Below are 17,919 nucleotides of genomic sequence, written 5' to 3' on the forward strand. Positions count from 1 at the left end.
GGATGTCCGAAGCGTCAGCCTACGGGGATGACATCGACGGCGATGCCGATCTTCTGCGACCCGGGACCGACGAGCACGCCGTCGAGCGGGGCGACATCGGCATAGTCGCGCCCCACCGCCGTGACGATATGGTCGTCGGCGACGATCAGGTCGTTGGTGGGATCGAGGCCGATCCAGCCGATTTCCGGCCCGCACCAGATGGTCGCCCATGCGTGGCTGGCATCGGCGCCTTCGAGCCGCTTTTGGCCCGGTGGCGGAATGGTGCGGATATAGCCGCTGACATAGGCAGCCGGCAGGCCGAGGCCCCGCAAGCCCGCGATCATGATATGGGCGAAGTCCTGACAGACGCCGTGCCGCTCGGCGAAGGCCTCCGCCAGCGGCGTCGAAACTTCCGTTGCATCCGGATCGTAGGTGAAATCCCGCCGGATGCGCGCCATGAGCTCGCTCGCAGCTTCCAGAATCGGCCGGCCCGCGCCGAAGCTCTCGCGAGCATAGGCGACGACGGCCGGCACGGCGGGCACCAGACGGCTCGGATAGATCTGGTGGGCCGGAGAGTCAGGTGCGAGGCTGGCCGAGCCCAAGGCAAGTTCCGCAACCTCTTCCCAACTCCGGGTCAGCCCGGGATGGGGCGCCGGCGCCCGCTCGACGGTGACCCGCGCGCGCATCTCCACCCTCAGCTCGCGATGCGGCTTGGTGATGGTCGCCATCGTCATGCGGTTGCCGAAGAAGCAGAGCCCGTCGCTGCGTTCGGCGGGGCGTGGCGTAATCGCCAGTTCGCTTTTCTGCACGGATTGGCCCGCATCGTCCCGCGGCAACAGCCTCAGAACGCATCGGGCGAAGGGGACCGTGCGGCTGTAACCGTAAGTCGTGACGTGGCGGATATCGTAGATCACGCGATACCCGTCAGCCGCGAACGTTCCGGCCCGCCATTCTGCAGAAAATAGCGGTCGGCGACCGCGCCGGAGAGGCCCATCAGGGACTGCTCGAACAGCAGGATGCGCGCACGGTCGAGACGGTCTGCCTCCACCGTGCGGCAATCGGCTGCGAGGCGAAGCGCGAGCCGGCGCGGCTCCTCCAGCATCCCGCTTTCGGTCAGCGAAGGCAGCGCCTTGATTTCGGCATCGAGCCTGTCGACCTGGAAGGCGAAGGATCGAGGGTTGTAGGGGTCGAGCATGACGAGGTCGAGCACGGGCAGCAGGCTCGCTCCGATCATGTAGCGGGAACGATAGGTGATCTGGGAATCGGTCAGGTCGAGCAGTGCATCGAGAGACTCGCTCGAGGCATCGGGCTCGGCAAACTGGCGGGCAAAGCGGCAGGTCGCAATCCCGCGTTCGATCCGCCGGCCGATGTCGAGGAAGCGCCAGCCCGGCCCGCGCACCATGTTCTCCTGGCTCAAGCCCGAGAATGCCGCGAGCGTCTTCAGGGCGCGATCGGCAAGCTCATAGGCCTCGCCTTCCGGCAGCGGCCGTTCACCTGTCGGCGTGAGCTGCCGTTGCAGATCGCCGAACAGCCGCCAGGCATCGACCGAAAGCCGCTCGCGGATGATGGAGGCGGTCCGCCGGGCTTCTCGCAGCGAGGCGGCAGCCGAGCCATAATCGTCCAGGCTGTGCAGCGCGTGATGGACCTGCGTGGCCGCCCTCTGGCCCTTGCCGCTCGGCGTGGCGCCCCATGACACCAGGAGATCCCCAAGCTGCTTCTGGGCCTTGATCCGGCCGGGCGCAGGCGTATCGGCATCGATCAGGCGGCCGAGCAGGGCCCGGACCGACCGCAAGACCGCCTCGCCGCGCTCGAGATAGCGCCCGAGCCAGAACAGGTTGTCGGCGGCGCGGCTCGGCAGCGTGCCGGTGATGCGCCGGATCGGGATGCGGTCGGCGGTGGGCAGCAACGTCACCTGCTCGACAGGCGTCTGCGATGTGACCCAGACATCGCTGGACCGCACGCCATTGCGCATGCTCACGGCGCGGGCATCGGGCTCGTCCGAAATGCGGCAAAAGCCGCCGGGCATCACCTTCCAGCCATCCGGCGTCGCGGCGGCGAAAACGCGCAGCGTCATGGGATGGGGCGCGAGACGCCCGCCCTCATAGACCGGCATGGTCGAAAGCCGCGCGATCTCCTGCCCGACATAGTTCAGGCCCTGCGTCGCGATTTTCGTCCGCAAGGCATCGCGCTCGCTGGCCGAAAGCTCGCCGGCCACAACCGGACGCGCCTCGGTGGTACCGGCATGACGAAAGGCCGGCGCGACGCACATATCCTCGAGCCGCGCCAGCACCATTTCGCGTTCCTTCGGCTGCCCGCACCACCAGGTCGCGACATTGGGCAGGATCAGTTCTTCTCCGAGCAGGCGCTCGGCGAGCGCTGGGAGGAAGCTCATCAGTGCGCGCGCCTCGACGACCCCGGTGCCGAGCCCGTTGGCGATGTGCACCTGACCCTCGCGCACGGCCTGGACCAGGCCGGCGACGCCGAGTTGAGACCGCGCGTTGAGTTCGAGCGGGTCGGCGAAATCCCCGTCGATGCGTCGCCAGATCACGTCCGCGCGCTTGAGGCCGGCAATGGTGCGCACATGCACGCGGTTCTCGTGCATCGCGAGGTCGCCGCCTTCCACCAGCAGCAGCCCGAGATAGCGCGCGAGATAGGCCTGTTCGAAATAGCTCTCGTTGAGCGGTCCCGGCGTCAGCAGGCAGATGCGCGGATCGACGCGCTTGGAACGGGACACGAGCCCGGCACGAAAGCCTTGGAAGAAGGCCGCAAGCCGCTCGATGTTCATCGAGCGGAACATGTCGGGGAAGGCGCGCGTCAGCGCCAGCCGGTTCTCGAGCGCGTAGCCCGTGCCGGAAGGCGCCTGCGTGCGGTCCTCCAGGACCCACCAGCGCCCGTCCGGCCCACGCCCGAGGTCGGCGGCATAGAGCTGCAGAGCCGCCGCGCCGGGCGCGCCATGCAGCGGCCGCAGATAGTCCGGGCTTCCCGTGATCGCGGCCGCCGGCAGCAGGCCCTTGGCCACCAGCTCGCCGGGTCCATAGATGTCGTCGAGCAGCGTCGAGAGAAGCTCGGCACGTTGGGCGATGCCGGCCGAGATGGTCTGCCATTCCGCGCCGGATATCACGAGCGGGACATGGCTCAGCGGCCAGGCGCGCTCACCCGCACTGGGATCCCTGGCATCGAGATCGCCATTCACGCGGTAGGAGACGCCGGTATCGTGGACATGGCGGTCGGCAAGCCCGAAGCGCTGGCCGAGTTCCCCTTGCGTCAGCGCGCACCATTCATCCAGAAACGGTTCCCAATGCGGCCGCACCGAGCCGCGCGCATCGATGAACTCGTCATAGGAGCCGGGCAACGGCCGATAGCCGGCGAGCAGCGTGGCACGCCGCTCGGCCGTCGTGCGTCCAGAGCGGATACGCCCCTGCACCGCCATGTGTTTTATCAGACCCCAGCCGCCGCTTCTCGTTCGACCCTGATCGGTCGGCGAACGAGATCGCGCTTATGATGACGCGCCGCGCCGCAGATCCAGTGTGAACGGGAACTCGGCGTTGCGTTCCTCCGGCGGAATCGCCAGAGCGCCGGGACTATGACCGATCGCCTCGAAGCGCGCGAGCCGTCTGGCCTCCGCCTCGTAGGAATTCACAGGGGGTGTCTCGTAATTGCGACCGCCGGGATGAGCGACATGGTAGACGCAGCCCCCCAGCGAGCGCCCGACCCATGTGTCGACGATGTCGAAGGTCAGGGGCGCATGGACCGGAATGGTCGGATGCAGCCCGGCGGCCGGCTGCCATGCCTTGAAGCGAACCGCGGCGATCGCCTCGCCGTTGACGCCGCTTGCGGTCATCGGCAGGCGCCGGCCGTTGCAGGTGATCAGGTGCCGGCCCGGCACGAAGCCCTTTGCCTTGACCTGCAATCGTTCGATCGAGGAATCGACGTAGCGGACCGTTCCACCGATCGCCCCCTCTTCGCCCAGCACATGCCAGGGTTCGAGCGCCTGCCGGATTTCCATCTCGACGCCGCCATGGGCGACCTTGCCGAAAAACGGAAAGCGGAATTCGGCCTGCGCCTCGAACCAGACCGGATCGAACGCGTAGCCCGCCCGTTGGAGATCGTCGAGCACCTCGCGGAAATCCTGCCAGACGAGTTCCGGCAGCATGAAGCGGTCGTGCAGCGCGGTGCCCCAGCGCACCAGCTTGCCCTCTAGCGGTTCACGCCAGAGCCAGGCGATCAGAGCCCGCAGGAGCAGTTGCTGCGCCAACGACATCCGCGAATCCGGCGGCATCTCGAAACCGCGGAATTCCAGGAGCCCGAGCCGCCCGGTCGGACCGTCCGGCGAATAGAGCTTGTCGATGCAGATTTCGGTGCGGTGAGTATTGCCGGAGACATCGACCAGCAGATTGCGGAACAGCCGGTCGACCAGCCAGAGCGGGATCGGAGCCTCGCCGGGCTTGGGCACCTGCGCCAGCGCGATCTCCAGCTCGTAGAGCTGGTCCTGCCGTGCCTCGTCGATACGCGGCGCCTGGCTGGTCGGGCCGATGAACAAGCCCGAGAACAGATAGGACAGCGAGGGGTGGCGGTTCCAGTAGAGCACGATGCTCTTGAGGAGGTCCGGCCGGCGCAGAATGGGCGAATCCGCCGGCGTGACGCCGCCGAGAACGACATGGTTGCCGCCGCCGGTGCCGGTATGGCGCCCGTCGACCATGAACTTCTCGGCGCAAAGCCGCGCCAGCCGCGCCTCTTCGTAAACGCCTTGCGTGATCGAGACAGCATGGCGCCAATCCGTCGCCGGATGGATGTTGACCTCGATCACCCCGGGATCGGGCGTGACCTTGATGTAGTCGATGCGGGGGTCGAAGGGTGGCGCATAGCCTTCGATATGGACGGGCAGCCCGGTCGTCTCGGCCGCCGCTTCCACGGCCGCGACGAGATCGAGATAATCCTCCAGCCGCTCGACCGGCGGGAGGAACACGCAAAGGATATTGTCGCGGATTTCGAGGCTGAGCGCCGTGCGCACATGCTCGCCGCCAATCTCCTGCTCGACCCGGTCCTGAGCTCCCGCACCGGCCGGTGCCTCGCCCTGGAGCGACATCTGCGCGTGAGCCTCGCCGACGCTCGAGCCTACATCCGGAGGAGCGGCCACGTCCGCGGCCTTCTCGGGAAGAGGACTGAGGGGAGGGGCCGCCGCCAGAGGGCCCCGGGCCTCTAGCGGGTCCTGCGGGTGGATATGCGGATATTCCGCCTTCGGGACGACCGGAAGCGAGCCGAGCGGAAGGCGATAGCCCAGCGCCGAATCGCCCGGCACGAGGAAGAGCTTCCCGCGCCGGAGGCTCCACTTCTCCGAGCGCCAGCGCGCGTCGCTCGCCGCTGCCTGCCAGCGCTGCACCGGGATGACATAACCGCGCGGCGTGCCCAGTCCGAGCTCGAAGACCTGCGCCATCCGGGCCCGCTCTTCCGGATCGGCGAGGCGTGAATCGAGCGGGTCGACGTTGTCCGGAAGCTGGGCCTCCTTGAGCAGCCAATGGCCGGTGTCTTCATAGGCCGGCATCACATAATCGGCCCCCAGCCCCAAGGTGGAGGAGAGTGTCGAGGCCAGTGCCTCGGCATCCCGCATCGTGGCGCGGGCTTCCAATTCTCTGTCGCCGCCGGTCTGGGCGCCGGGCTCGCGTGCGATCAGCTCGGCATTCCGCCAGATCGGCTGGCCGTCGCGGCGCCAATAGAGCGCAAAAGCCCAGCGCGGCAGGCTTTCGCCCGGATACCATTTCCCTTGTCCGTAATGCAGCATTCCGCCCGGCGCGAAACGTTCGCGCAGACGCCGGATCAGCGTATCCGCACGCTGCCTCTTGGTCGGCCCGACAGCCGCGGTGTTCCATTCCTCGCCGGTCTGGTCGTCGATCGAGACGAAGGTCGGCTCGCCGCCCATGGTCAGGCGGACATCCTGCGCTTGCAGATCGGCCTCGACCTGCTCGCCCAAGGCGTCGAGCGCCTGCCAGGATTCCTCGGAGAAGGGCAGGGTGATGCGCGGCACCTCGTGCACGCGTGCCACGCTCATATGGAAGTCGAACGTCGTTTCCGCATAGCTCGCCACGCCCGAAACGGGCGCCGCCGAGCTGTAATGCGCCGTGGCCGCCAGCGGCAGATGCCCCTCGCCGGTCAGCAGGCCCGATGTGGGGTCGAGCCCGACCCAGCCGGCGCCGGGAATATAGACCTCGCCCCAGGCATGCAGGTCGGTGAAGTCCTTGTCCGTGCCGCGCGGCCCTTCGAGCGGGTCGATATCGGCCTTCATCTGGATCAGGTAGCCGGAGACGAATCGGGCGGCGAGGCCGAGATGGCGGAGGATCTGCACCAGGAGCCAGGTCGAATCGCGGCACGAACCGGATTTGATGTCGAGCGTCTGCTCGGTGTCCTGCACACCCGGCTCCATGCGGATGCCGTAGGCTATTGTCGAGGCGAGCCGCGCATTCAGATCGACGACGAAATCGACCGTATTGGTCGGCTCGCGCGGGATCGTCTGCAGGAACGCCTGCAGCAGCGGCCCGGCGGGCTCGGTGACGAGATAGGGCGCCAGCTCCGTCCGGAGCTCGGACTCGTAGCTGAAGGGAAATATCTCGGCATGCGTCTCGACGAAGAAATCGAACGGATTGATGATCGACAATTCGGTGACGACATCCACCTCGATGCGGAATTCCGTCACCGGCTCTGGAAACACGAAGCGCGCCTGCCAGTTTCCGGCAGGGTCTTGTTGCCAGTTCACGAAATGCTGGGCGGGCGAGACCTTGAGCGAATAGGCATTGATCGCCGCGCGGCAATGCGGCGCCGGCCTCAGCCGGATGATCTGCGGCCCGAGCGTGACCGGCCGGTCGTACCGATAATGCGTGACGTGGTTGAGCGCCGCGATGATAGCCAAGACTTGGACCCGTCTTTCGTGATGGGGCCGAGCGCCCCATCACGGAACGTTAGCGGCGTGGGGACTCAACGCAAGAGCGCGCGTGACGGACGGTGCCCGCACATATCGGGCGATTGCCTAAGACATGTGCATAATCTTGCAAAAGAGGGCTGATCCCGACCGTTGCTGATCGCAGACAGGGCTTTTGAAGGGCGTGCTCAGAACGCTGCCGGCACACTCAACGCTTTGCATTCGGATCGATCCGCCCCAATGTCGCCGCAGCCTTCGCTGATGCGAACATGCTTCGCTGTCGGGAGTTCGAACACCCATGGATGCCGCCGTCGACCACGAGCTTCGCCCGGAGACCATTCCGGAGCGAACGCCAGTGCCCCCTTTCGATCTCGTGATTTTCGGCGCGGGCGGCGATCTCGCCATGCGCAAGCTGTTCCCGGCGCTCGGTCAGCGCAATCGCGAGGGCGTGCTGCCGGAGGAGAGCCGCATCCTGGCGATCGTCCGCAAGACCGAGGATGTCGATGCGCTGCCGAAGCAGATCGCCAAACGTCTGCAGGAGGAGGGCATTCCCAAGGAAGACATCGCGTCCTTCCTGAAGCGCCTTACCATGGTGCTGCTCGACGCGCTGAAACCCGAGACCTATGAGGCGCTCAAGAAGGCCCTGGGTTCCTCGGACCGCGTGCGCTCGTTTTATCTCTCGACGCCGCCGGACCTGTTCATCCCGATCTGCGAGAACCTCGCCAAGGCGGATATCGTCACGCCGACGTCGCGCGTGATCATGGAAAAGCCGCTCGGCCGCGATCTCGCCTCCGCGCGGGAGATCAACGATGCCGTGGCGCGCATCTTCCCGGAGAGCAGCACCTATCGGATCGACCATTATCTCGGGAAGGAGACGGTGCAGAACCTGCTCGTCCTGCGGTTCGCCAACACCCTGTTCGAGCGTTCATGGTCGAGCCGCGATATCGACCATGTGCAGATCACCGTTGCCGAGACCGTCGGTCTGGAAAGCCGCGCCGGCTACTACGACAAGGCCGGGCATATGCGCGACATGGTGCAAAACCATATCATGCAGCTGCTGACGCTTTTCGCCATCGAGCCGCCGAACATGATCGAGGCCGGCGCTGTCCGCGACGAGAAGATCAAGGTGCTCAAGGCCCTCAGGCCCATCGTCGGCTCGGACGTGCAGCGCTTCACCGTGCGCGGACAATACGGGCCGGGCCAGAGCGACGGCCAGCGCGTCAAGGGCTACGCGGACGAACTCGGCCGCGGCTCCAATATCGAAACCTTCGTCGCCATTCGGTGCGAGCTGGATTCCTGGCGCTGGGCCGGCGTTCCCATCTATATCCGGACCGGGAAACGCCTGGCGCAGCGCTATTCGGAGATCGTCGTCACCTTCAAGCCGGTGCCGCATTCGATCTTCGGCGGTGGCGGCGGAGACAAGCTCGACGCCAATCGCCTTTTCATCCGCCTCCAGCCCAATGACGGCGTGCAGCTTCAGTTGATGATGAAGGTTCCCGGTTCGGGCCGGCTGAAGATCGTGCCCCGCCAGCTCGACCTGCGCTATTCGACCGCCTTCGACGAGCGCACGCCCGATGCCTATGAGCGCCTGTTGACCGACGTGATCCGCGGCGACCAGACGCTGTTCATGCATCGCGACGAGGTTGAGCAGGCCTGGGCCTGGGTCGATCCGATCATCGCCGGTTGGCAGGATTACGCGCCGCATCCGCACCGCTACGCTGCCGGCTCCTGGGGGCCGTCGCAAGCGATCGGGCTGATCGAACGCGACGGTCGGTCCTGGGCCGATCCGGAGCCGATCTGATGGAAGCCGGACCTCTCGCCTGGCACCGTTTTGCTACGCTCGCCGACGCATCCGAGGCGCTGGCGGAAGCGGTTTCGATCCGCCTGCGTGCTTTGCTTGCCGAAAAGGATACCGCCAGCCTCGTGGTGCCCGGCGGCACCACGCCTGCCCGATTCCTCGCCGCCTTGGGCGAGCATGATCTGGATTGGGACAAGGTGACGCTGCTGCCGACCGACGAGCGCTTCGTCGCGCCCGACGATCCTGCGTCCAATGAGCGGATGCTGCGTGAGCAGTTCGTCCCGCTGAAGCAGCAGCGCGTGCGCTTTTTGTCCTTCCACGGTCACGGCAGCGACATCGAGGCCGCAGCCGCGGTGCTCTCCTCCACGCTGGCCGAATTGCCGCCGCTCGATCTCGTCGTCAGCGGGATGGGCAATGACGGGCATGTCGCCTCGCTCTTTCCCGGCGCCGAGGCGAGCTTCCTGTCGGTACCGGACAGCGGCATCGTCGTCGCCCGCCCGCCCGGCCTGCCGCCACGGCTCTCGCTCTCGCCGGCCCGCCTGACCGGCGCCGGATGGGCAAGCCTGCTGATTTCAGGCGCGGTCAAGGAGGCGGTGATCGCGGAAGCGCCGCAGCGCGCCAAACCCTTGCCTGTCGACCTGCTGATGGGACGGACGCAGGGGCTCGACGTCTATTGGGCGAAGGCGTAGAGCGCAAAGCGCGCCTTGAATCCGGCTCCCTGAATCGATTGAAAGACGAGACCATGGACGAGACCGCTGCGATTGCCCGGCTGAAAAACTGCGGCGTCATTCCCGTCGTCGTCATCGAGGACGCCTCGCGCGCCGTCGACCTCGCCCATGCCCTTGTCGCCGGCGGCATCGATGTCGTCGAGGTGACCCTGCGCCGCCCCGCCGCGATGGAGGCCTTGGAGGCGATCGCCAAATCGGTGCCGCAGGCGCTCGCTGTGGCGGGTACGGTTGTGACGCCAGCTCAGGTCGCGCAGGTGAAGGACGCCGGCGCCCAGGCGGTGGTCAGCCCCGGCTTCAGCGAAGGCGTCGATGAGGCGCTCCGCAAGGCCGGACTACCATGGCTGCCCGGCGTCGCGACGGCGTCCGATTGCATGCGCGCCGTCGCGGCCGGCCGCACCACCGCGAAGTTCTTCCCGGCGGAGCAGGCCGGCGGTCCGCCCGCGCTCAAGGCGCTGTCCGGCCCGTTCCCGCAGATGAGCTTTTGCCCCACTGGCGGCGTCGGTTTGAAAAACCTCGCTGATTATCTCGCCCTCCCGCAGGTGATCTGCGTCGGTGGCTCGTGGTTTGTGCCGGCCGATGCCATCGCGGCCGGGGACTGGAACCGCATCACGACGTTGGCGCGCGAAGCCAAGGAGGCTTTCGCCAAAGCGAGGGGCTGAGAAGCGTCATTCTCGGGCGTAGCGGAGCGGAGACCCGAGAATCTCCGGCAGGAGGAGGCGCTGTCGCCTTCTGCGGCATGAGATGCTCGGGTCAAGCCCGAGCATGACGCCTTTGATCAAGCCGCCAGCCTCTCCCGCACCAGCCCCGCGATCGCCAGCGAACTGGTCAGCCCGGGGCTCTCGATGCCCAGCAGGTTGACCAACTCCGGCACGCCATGGATGTCGGGCCCGTCGATGCGGAAATCCGGCATTGGCTCGGTTGGCCCGTGCAGCTTCGGCCGGATGCCGGCATAGTCCGCGACGAGCGCACCGTCCGGCAATGCCGGCCAATAGGTGCGGATCGCGGCATAGAATTTTTCGGCCCGGGCCGGATCGACGATCAAATCCTGATCGCTCTCGACCCATTCGACATCGGGACCGAACTTCACCCGCCCGCCCATGTCGATGGTGGCATGGATGCCCAGGCCCGCGGCCTCCGGCACCGGATAGACCAGATGCGAGAAGGGCTGGCGCCCGGTCAGCGCGAAGTAATTGCCTTTGGCATAATGCTGCACCGGCACATATGCGGGCGGAAACCCTTCCAGCCGCGTCAGCAGCCTTGGAGCGCCGTGGCCGGCGGCGTTGACGATGGTGCGGACGGTGTAGGTCGCCGGATCATCCCCGCCGAAGTCGACCGCAAAGCCCTCGCCATCGCGCCGCCAGCCGGCAATCGGCGTGTTCAGCGCAAGCGACCCGCCCGCCGCTTCGCACTCGCCGAGGAGCGAGAGCATCAGCGCATGGCTGTCGACCACGCCGGTCTCGGGCGAAAGCAGTGCGATCTCGCAGCGCACCTCCGGCTCCATCGCCTTCGCCTCGACGCCCGAAAGCCACCGCAGTGAATCAACGCCGGACGCCTGCGCGCGCGCCATGATCGTCTCCAGCGCGGGCTTCTGCGCTTCGGAGGTGGCGACGATCAGCTTGCCGCAGGCCTTATGCGGCAAGCCCCGCTCCCGAAGATAGGCGTAGAGAAGCCGGCGTCCCTGAACGCAGACGCGCGCCTTCAGAGAGCCCGGCGGATAATAAATCCCGGCATGGATGACCTCGGAATTGCGCGCCGAGGTCTGGGTGCCGATGCCGTCGGCTGCCTCGGCGATGACGACCTCGCGCCCGGCCAGCGCCAACTCGCGAGCCACTGCGAGGCCGACAACGCCGGCCCCGATCACCAGGCAATCGATGTCACTCACTTTTTCCTTCTCCCCTTGCGGGAGAAGGTGGCTCGGCGAAGCCGAGACGGATGAGGGGTTGCGCAACAGAAGAGGACGGCCATCGTCACAGCTTACGGCAAGAACATCGGGAAATCCCGGTTAGGTCGGTGTGACCCCTCATCCGCCCCTTCGGGGCACCTTCTCCCGCAAGGGGAGAAGGGAGCGGTTCATCTCAGGCCGCGCGTTGCGGCATCGAGATCTCGATCAGGCTCGCCCAATAGTTCACGCCCACGGGAATAACCGCGTCGTTGAACTCGTAGGCCGGGTGATGCAGCCCGGCGGAATCGCCGTTGCCGATGTTGATGAAGGCGCCGGGACGTTCCTCCAGCATGTAGGAGAAATCCTCGGAGCCCATGGTCGGCGGCATGTCGGTGGTGATCGCATCCGAGCCGAAGACCTCCTTGGTCACGCTGGTGACGAAGTCGGTCTGGCCGTGATGGTTGAAGGTCACCGGATAACCGAGATGGTATTCGAGGTCGTATTTCATGTCGAAGGCCTTCATCACGCCATCGACAATCTCGGTGATGCGCTTTTGCGCGATCTCGCGGGTCTGCGGCGTCAACGTGCGCACAGAGCCTTTGATTTCGGCCGTCTGCGGAATGACATTAAAGGCCTCGCCGGCATTGAGCGCCGTCACCGACACCACGATCGAATCCAGCGGGTTGACGTTGCGCGAGGCGACGGTCTGCAGCGCGCTGACGAGCGAACAGCAGGCGACGATCGGGTCGTTGACATTGTGGGGCGCGGCGGCGTGTCCGCCCTTGCCCTCGATCTTGATGTGGATGCGATCAGCGGCGGCCATCGCCGGTCCCTTGGTGATCTCGAACCGCCCCACCGGCACGCCGGGCTTGTTGTGCATTCCGTAGACCTCCTGGATGCCGAAACGGGTAATGAGCCCGTCGTCGATCATCGCTTTCGCCCCGGCGCCGCCTTCTTCGGCCGGCTGGAAGATCAGCACGGCCGTGCCGTCGAAATCGCGCGTTTCCGTCAGGTATTTCGCCGCGCCGAGCAGCATGGCGGTGTGCCCGTCATGGCCGCAGGCGTGCATTTTGCCCGGAATGGTCGAGCGGTGCTCGAGATTGGTCTGTTCGTGGATCGGCAGCGCGTCCATGTCGGCGCGCATCGCGATGACCTTGCCCGAACCGTTGTTCCTGCCCTTGATGACGCCGACGACGCCGGTCTGGCCGATGCCGGTCACGACCTCGTCCACGCCCCACTCCCGAAGCTTTTCGGCGACGACGCCGGCGGTCCGATGCACCTCGTACATCAGTTCGGGATGGCGGTGGAGATCGCGGCGGATCGCGGTGATTTCGGGGGTCAACGCCGCGATGATGTCGGTCTTGGGCATCGTATCCTCTGAGATAAGCCTTTGCGGCCACGCGGAAGCAGGCCTCGTATCCGGAAGCTAGCCCAGCTTTGCGCCGGCTGTCCAAGCCACAGGCGCCGGGGCGGTGGGCATGCATGACATGACCGGTGCGTCAGCACCGGATTCCGCAGCGTTTCGCGGACCAGCGGCTTCGCAGCCGCATTGTCGCCAGACGACAAAATCCGAGCCAGCCATGATTTGGTCACGTCAGGGCAATAGCGAAGCCGCCGCTCAGGTCAGGCTGGCCCGTCGATGCCGCCTCTAGCCATTCCCCGTGTCACATCAAGTCTGGAAGATTATGCGTCGATTGTTGTTGCTTGTGTTTATGTCGATCCTCTTGCCTCGGGCGGCCTTGGCTGACATGCCGGTCGACAAGATATCCTTTCAACCCCAGGTCAGGAATCTGAGCTGCCTCAAGCCTGAGACGACGGCGATGATCGCCGATCTCGTCGCCAAGATCGGTCCGATCGAAATTACCTCGACCTGCGGCGGCCGTCATGCCCGGCACTCCCAGCATTATCTCGGCCGCGCCGTCGACTTCAGGCCGCTCGCGACCTCGCCGCGCAAGGCCGCCGCTGCGGCGCGCTCGCTGGAAGCGGTCGGCGGTGTCGGCACTTATTCAAACGGCCTCGTCCATGCTGATGTCGGCGTTCGGGAGGCCTCCTGGCATGGCCAGAAGCGCAGCCGCTATGCCGTGGCCCATCAGCGCAGCCACTACACCCGCGTCGCTCGCAACAACCGCTGACCCCTGAACGCTCGCCGGCAACCGTCATTGCGAGCGTAAGCGAAGCAATCCAGGGGCGGCCGCGCGCTACGTCCCCTGGATTGCTTCGCTACGCTCGCAATGACGAAATCTGGACCGCTGGCTGCGAAAGAACGCAGGCGCATGGGACCTCACACCCCATACTCGGCCCGCCAGCGCGTGATGTCGTCGAGCGCGACATTCGAGCCGCAGAGCACGAGGCAGATGCGCTCGCCGGGCTTGAACATCTCCTTGCGCCGAAGCGCCGCCGCGACGACGCAGGATGCGGCAGGTTCGAGCAGCACGCGTCCGTTCTGCAGCACCCAGACGAGTTCGCGCACCGCCTCGGCATCCGGGACGACCACGATCTCGTCGAGGAACTGCCGGGCGGCGGCCATCGTCCGCTCGGTCGCGAAGGGCGCGCCGAGCGTGCGCGCGATCGAGGTCGGCCGGATCGGCACCGGCATCCCGGCCTCCAGCGCCTGCGTCATCGTCGTTGCGCCCTCGGTTTCGACGCCGTGGATGCGGATCGAGGGATCAAGCCCCTTCAGGGCCGCACCGACGCCGGCTGAAAACCCGCCGCCGCCGATCGAGATGAAGACATGGTCGAGCCGCCCCCCGGCATCGGTCGCAAGCTCCAGCCCGAGTGTGCCATGGCCGGCGATGATGGCCGGGTCATCATAGGAATGGACGTGGATCATGCCCTGCCGGGCGTAGTCCTCCGCCCTGGCGAAGGCCTCGACCGAATCCTCGCAGAGTTCGACCTCGCCGCCCATCTGCCGGGTCAGCTCGATATTGAGGGCCGGCGTCGCTTTCGGCATCAGCACGAGCGCACGCGCACCCATGCTGCCGGCGACCAGCGAAAGCGCGATGGCGTGGTTGCCGCCCGAAACCGTGACGACGCCACGCGCGAGCTCGGCCGCGCTCAGCTCCATCAGACGGTTGAAGCAGCCGCGCACCTTGAAGGAGCCGCCGAGCTGGAGGCTCTCGACCTTCACCCAGGTCTCGACGCCAAGCCGCCCCGAGAGGCCGGCGCTGTGGAAAGTCGGTGTGCGCCTGACCTTGCCGGCGATGCGCGTGGCGGCCGCCTGGACATCGGCAAGCGTGACGTCGAAGGGCATGGCGACGTCAAAGGACATCGTGACGTCGGAGGATTTGGTGACGTCGAAGGACATGGCGGCAATCCTGGCAAGAAGGCGGTAGCGTCTCTTGCCGGCACGAGAGCTTGCCACCGCAGCGCCGTCAAGCTGGCCTCGGCCCTCGCCCTCTCGTAGCGGCAGGTTGTCCTCATGAGCGGGAAGGTCTTAGCCTATGGCACGATAATGGCCTGTGGCCTGGTTTGGGAGAACAGCCCGTGACGATGACGCCGAAAGAGATGCTGTCGAAGCTGGTCTCGTTCAACACCGAGTCCCAACGCAGCAATCTCGATCTGATCCATTTCTGCCGCGATTATCTCACCGGGCTCGGCGTCGAAAGCCACCTCGCGCCAAGCCCCGAAGGCGACAAGGCGAACCTGTATGCGACGATCGGCCCCCGGACCGAAGGGGGCGTCGTCCTCTCCGGACATACCGACGTGGTGCCGGTCGCGGGCCAGGCCTGGACCTCCGATCCCTGGACGCTGACCGAGCGCGACGGCAAGCTCTACGGACGTGGCGCCTGCGACATGAAGGGTTTCGACGCCATCGCGCTCGCCCTTGTGCCGGAGATGCTGGCGGCACCGCTGAAGCGGCCGATCCACATCGCGTTGTCCTATGACGAGGAGGTCGGCTGCCGTGGCGCGCGCGTGCTGATCCAGAAGATGGTCGAGGACGGCATGGCGCCGTCTGCCGTCATCGTAGGCGAGCCCTCGATGATGAAGGTCGTGACCGGCCACAAGGGCGGCTTGCGGATGCGCACTGCGGTGCGCGGCCATGCCGTACATTCCAGCCGCATCGATATCGGCGTTTCGGCCGTCATGGTCGCAGGCGAGCTGATCCATTGGCACAACGAGACGATGGCCCGCAACAAGGCGCAGGCATCCGCCAGCAACGGCTTCGAGCCGCCCTATTCCACCCTGCATGTCGGCGTCGTCGAGGGCGGCACGGCGGTCAACATCGCCGCCGAGCATTGCAGCTTTACCCATGAGGTTCGCTGCATCCCCGGAGAGCGGCAGGAGGATTACGTCGCCCTCTACCGGGCGAAGCTGGCCGAGATTGAACCGATCATGAAGGCGATCGCGCCTGCGACCGGCATCGACTTCGAGGTCACGTCCGATACGCCGGCGATGGGGCCGGAGACGGACGGCGCGGCCGAAGCGCTGTGCCGGCGCCTCACCGGCGATAACGGCCGGCATGTCGTGGCTTACGGAACCGAAGGCGGGCTGTTCCAGCGCGCCGGCTGGTCGACCGTGGTCTGCGGTCCAGGCGACATCGCCCAGGCCCATCAGCCGGACGAGTTCCTTTCCGTTGCCCAGCTCGAAGTCGGAACGGCCTTCGTGCGGAGCCTGATCGCGGATCTGTCGCGATAAGCCGGGACGGGCCGGCCTGCGCTCAGGCGGCGCCGGCCGGCGGCCCCGCCTTCGGCCGGGTATGGTTGGCCGCTCGCATCGGCAGCGGCACGGCCGGCCTGTCGGTTCGGTACTGCCCGCGCGCCACCGCGCCGAACATCAGGATGACGGCGGTCAGCGTCATCAGCCACCACGGCAGCAGGGGCCCGAAGCCGAGCGCGCCCAGGGCAAAGGCGGTGGTGAACGCAGCGACACCGCCGGCGGCCAGGGCGCCCGGCATGCGGCCTGCGGCGCGGATGGCGAAGTAGAGGCCAGCAGCCGCTGTCGAGGCGCCCACGAGACCGAGTTCATACCAGGTCTCGAACAGCAGCGAGGCGGGAGCGGCCGGTGGCAGCACGCCGTTCATCTGCCCGCGCAGCACCGTGTCGAGCCCGTGACCGGTGATCAGCTCGACCGGCGACTGACGGATCACGTCGGCCCAGATCCAGAGCGCCTGCGCGAAATCGGAGGCGCTGTCGGGTAGTGCCGCGACAAGGGGCGCCAGCAGGAAGGGCAGCAGCGGCGCCAGCATCATCAGCCCGGCCACGATGGCCGCGATCGCCCGCGTCGCGCTGGCGCGGCTCGCCGTCACGGCGCCGAACGCAACCGCGCCGAACATCATCGGGATCGTCTCGCCGTCGTCGAAGCGGGTGAAAGACAGAAGCGCGATGACGAAGGCGAGACCGAGTGCGCTCATGCCCCGCTCGCGCGACAGAAGCCATGCAAGCGCTGGCCAGGCCATGATCAGCACGATCGAAACGCCGCGCTCGACGGCGGCCGGCGGTGCGTCGGTCTGCCGAAGGAAGGCGGAGATGATCAGCGCCAGTGCGGCGATCGCGGTCACGCCATTGCCCAGCGCGACCAGGTTGAGATTTGTCGAGCGCATGCGCTCCGGCAGCGCCGAAAGACCGAGAAAGCCAAGCGCCACAGCCAAGGCCAGGTTCGTCGCCTTTTCCAACGCGGCGGCGGGGTAGGGGCTCCAGACTAGCGAGAGCATGGCCCACGCGACCAAACCGACTAGAATCAAACCGGGGCGGCTGATGATTGAATCGCGCAGAACCCGCAGGAAACGCCCCGGCTCCTCGATCAGCGCGGCGATGACCAGCAGCACGATGCCGATCGGAACGAGCACGACGGCGGCGCGGCGGGACACCAGCGCGACCAAGGGCAACGCCAGCGCAAGCAGGCCGAAGCCGATGCGGCGCAGCAGCATCGCGGCGTCGAGCGCGGGATCGAGCGGGGCGGGCGGATGCTGACGGTTCATGCGTTCCGACGGGCTGATAGGCCTCGGCTCGCCAGGTCACCGAGATCGAGCCGCGCCCACCCTAGCCGCCTGCCGGTCCCGCGACTGTAGGTGCAGCGCAACACTGTGCGCATTTCGCCACGCCAGGATGTCCCGGCTGCTCTGGTGCTGGCCGAGCCGGCATGAGATGGATCGCCGATGAGCTCGCTGGCGGCCATACCCTATCGGAGCGGTTTCGGGATCGACGCGTTGATGCTCGATCTCGTCGTGCGCCTGCGGCAGCGCGGGCTGCGGCTCGGCGGCGTCGTCCAGCACAATGACCCCGACTGCGCCGATCGCTGCATGGCGATGTCGCTCGAGGATCTCGGCAACGGCACGCGTTTCCCGATCAGCCAGGATCTCGGGGCGGCGGCGCAGGGGTGCCGGCTCGATGCGAACGGTCTGGCAGCCGCGACGACCGCTTTTGCCGATGCGCTGGAGGGGCGGGCGGACCTCGTGCTGGTCAACCGCTTCGGCAAGCAGGAGGCCATGGGTGAGGGCCTGCGCGATGAGGTGGCGAAGGCGGTCATTGCCGGGCTGCCGACTCTCGTTCCCGTGCGGCAGGATTTCCTGCCCGCCTGGCGCGACTTCGCCGGGGAGGACTGGATCGAGCTGCCGGCCGAGGCCCCGGCGGCGGAACGTTGGGCGCTGGATGCGGTCCGCATCGTCGCCTGATCGCCGCCGGAC

13 protein-coding genes are annotated in these 17,919 nt (G+C 66.8%); 6 read left to right on the forward strand and 7 right to left on the reverse strand.

What is annotated here, in order from left to right:
* Positions 1-14 precede the first annotated feature (14 nt).
* From AC1DR6_RS07595 to AC1DR6_RS07605, 3 genes are all read right to left on the reverse strand, one after another.
* Positions 15-893 (reverse strand): transglutaminase family protein, encoded by an 879-nt coding sequence (locus AC1DR6_RS07595; RefSeq protein ID WP_476828593.1) that lies wholly within the window; start codon positions 891-893, stop codon positions 15-17.
* Complete coding sequence (locus AC1DR6_RS07600) at positions 890-3,409, reverse strand: circularly permuted type 2 ATP-grasp protein (protein WP_476828594.1); 2,520 nt, start codon at positions 3,407-3,409, stop codon at positions 890-892. Before AC1DR6_RS07600 ends, AC1DR6_RS07595 begins: the two co-directional genes overlap by 4 nt.
* A 66-nt stretch (positions 3,410-3,475) precedes the next feature.
* Positions 3,476-6,880, reverse strand: coding sequence for a transglutaminase family protein (locus AC1DR6_RS07605; protein ID WP_476828595.1), 3,405 nt, complete (start codon positions 6,878-6,880; stop codon positions 3,476-3,478).
* A gap of 307 nt (positions 6,881-7,187) precedes the next feature.
* Between AC1DR6_RS07605 and zwf the strand changes: the two genes are divergently transcribed.
* Genes zwf through eda form a run of 3 tightly spaced genes read left to right on the forward strand, consistent with a single transcriptional unit; the run spans position 7,188 to position 10,074 of the window.
* Positions 7,188-8,690, forward strand: a complete 1,503-nt coding sequence (gene zwf, locus AC1DR6_RS07610; protein WP_476828596.1) for a glucose-6-phosphate dehydrogenase — start codon at positions 7,188-7,190, stop codon at positions 8,688-8,690.
* Positions 8,690-9,376: a 6-phosphogluconolactonase gene (pgl, locus tag AC1DR6_RS07615; protein WP_476828597.1), complete on the forward strand. Its 687-nt coding sequence runs from the start codon at positions 8,690-8,692 to the stop codon at positions 9,374-9,376. Before zwf ends, pgl begins: the two co-directional genes overlap by 1 nt.
* Before the next feature lie 53 nt (positions 9,377-9,429).
* Complete coding sequence (eda, locus tag AC1DR6_RS07620) at positions 9,430-10,074, forward strand: bifunctional 4-hydroxy-2-oxoglutarate aldolase/2-dehydro-3-deoxy-phosphogluconate aldolase (protein WP_476828598.1); 645 nt, start codon at positions 9,430-9,432, stop codon at positions 10,072-10,074.
* 116 nt (positions 10,075-10,190) lie between these two features.
* Here the strand turns inward: eda and AC1DR6_RS07625 are convergent, their stop codons facing one another.
* Positions 10,191-11,297 carry an NAD(P)/FAD-dependent oxidoreductase gene (locus AC1DR6_RS07625; RefSeq protein WP_476828599.1) on the reverse strand — a complete coding sequence of 369 codons (1,107 nt, stop codon included), beginning with the start codon at positions 11,295-11,297 and terminating at the stop codon, positions 10,191-10,193.
* A gap of 193 nt (positions 11,298-11,490) precedes the next feature.
* Entirely contained in the window at positions 11,491-12,666 is a 1,176-nt protein-coding gene (locus AC1DR6_RS07630) for a M20 aminoacylase family protein (RefSeq protein WP_476828600.1), read from the reverse strand.
* Positions 12,667-13,117: 451 nt separating this feature from the next.
* On the opposite strand from AC1DR6_RS07630, the gene AC1DR6_RS07635 reads away from it, so the two are divergent.
* Positions 13,118-13,429: a hypothetical protein gene (locus AC1DR6_RS07635; RefSeq protein ID WP_476828601.1), complete on the forward strand. Its 312-nt coding sequence runs from the start codon at positions 13,118-13,120 to the stop codon at positions 13,427-13,429.
* Between the two features lie 149 nt (positions 13,430-13,578).
* Here AC1DR6_RS07635 and AC1DR6_RS07640 read toward each other — a convergent pair whose 3' ends face one another.
* Positions 13,579-14,601: a threonine ammonia-lyase gene (locus AC1DR6_RS07640; protein ID WP_476828602.1), complete on the reverse strand. Its 1,023-nt coding sequence runs from the start codon at positions 14,599-14,601 to the stop codon at positions 13,579-13,581.
* A 185-nt stretch (positions 14,602-14,786) separates the two neighbouring features.
* On the opposite strand from AC1DR6_RS07640, the gene argE reads away from it, so the two are divergent.
* A complete protein-coding gene (argE, locus tag AC1DR6_RS07645; RefSeq protein WP_476828986.1) occupies positions 14,787-15,932 on the forward strand; it encodes an acetylornithine deacetylase in 1,146 nt (381 codons plus the stop codon).
* A gap of 22 nt (positions 15,933-15,954) precedes the next feature.
* Here the strand turns inward: argE and AC1DR6_RS07650 are convergent, their stop codons facing one another.
* Positions 15,955-17,214, reverse strand: coding sequence for a peptide ABC transporter permease (locus AC1DR6_RS07650; protein WP_476828603.1), 1,260 nt, complete (start codon positions 17,212-17,214; stop codon positions 15,955-15,957).
* A 177-nt stretch (positions 17,215-17,391) separates the two neighbouring features.
* Between AC1DR6_RS07650 and AC1DR6_RS07655 the strand changes: the two genes are divergently transcribed.
* Positions 17,392-17,907, forward strand: coding sequence for a DUF2478 domain-containing protein (locus tag AC1DR6_RS07655; RefSeq protein WP_476828604.1), 516 nt, complete (start codon positions 17,392-17,394; stop codon positions 17,905-17,907).
* Positions 17,908-17,919: the final 12 nt, after the last annotated feature.

The sequence above is a fragment of the Allobosea sp. P5_A5 genome, from assembly GCF_056400625.1.

Bases quoted from the DNA above. Each gene is read 5' to 3' on its own strand.
- AC1DR6_RS07640 (WP_476828602.1), bottom strand. From the start codon at position 14,601: ATGTCCTTCGACGTCACCAAATCCTCCGACGTCACGATGTCCTTTGAC.
- eda (WP_476828598.1), top strand. From the start codon at position 9,430: ATGGACGAGACCGCTGCGATTGCCCGGCTGAAAAACTGCGGCGTCATT.
- AC1DR6_RS07650 (WP_476828603.1), bottom strand. From the start codon at position 17,214: ATGAACCGTCAGCATCCGCCCGCCCCGCTCGATCCCGCGCTCGACGCC.
- AC1DR6_RS07630 (WP_476828600.1), bottom strand. From the start codon at position 12,666: ATGCCCAAGACCGACATCATCGCGGCGTTGACCCCCGAAATCACCGCG.
- zwf (WP_476828596.1), top strand. From the start codon at position 7,188: ATGGATGCCGCCGTCGACCACGAGCTTCGCCCGGAGACCATTCCGGAG.
- argE (WP_476828986.1), top strand. From the start codon at position 14,787: ATGACGCCGAAAGAGATGCTGTCGAAGCTGGTCTCGTTCAACACCGAG.
- AC1DR6_RS07635 (WP_476828601.1), top strand. From the start codon at position 13,118: ATGATCGCCGATCTCGTCGCCAAGATCGGTCCGATCGAAATTACCTCG.
- AC1DR6_RS07655 (WP_476828604.1), top strand. From the start codon at position 17,392: ATGAGCTCGCTGGCGGCCATACCCTATCGGAGCGGTTTCGGGATCGAC.
- pgl (WP_476828597.1), top strand. From the start codon at position 8,690: ATGGAAGCCGGACCTCTCGCCTGGCACCGTTTTGCTACGCTCGCCGAC.
- AC1DR6_RS07600 (WP_476828594.1), bottom strand. From the start codon at position 3,409: ATGGCGGTGCAGGGGCGTATCCGCTCTGGACGCACGACGGCCGAGCGG.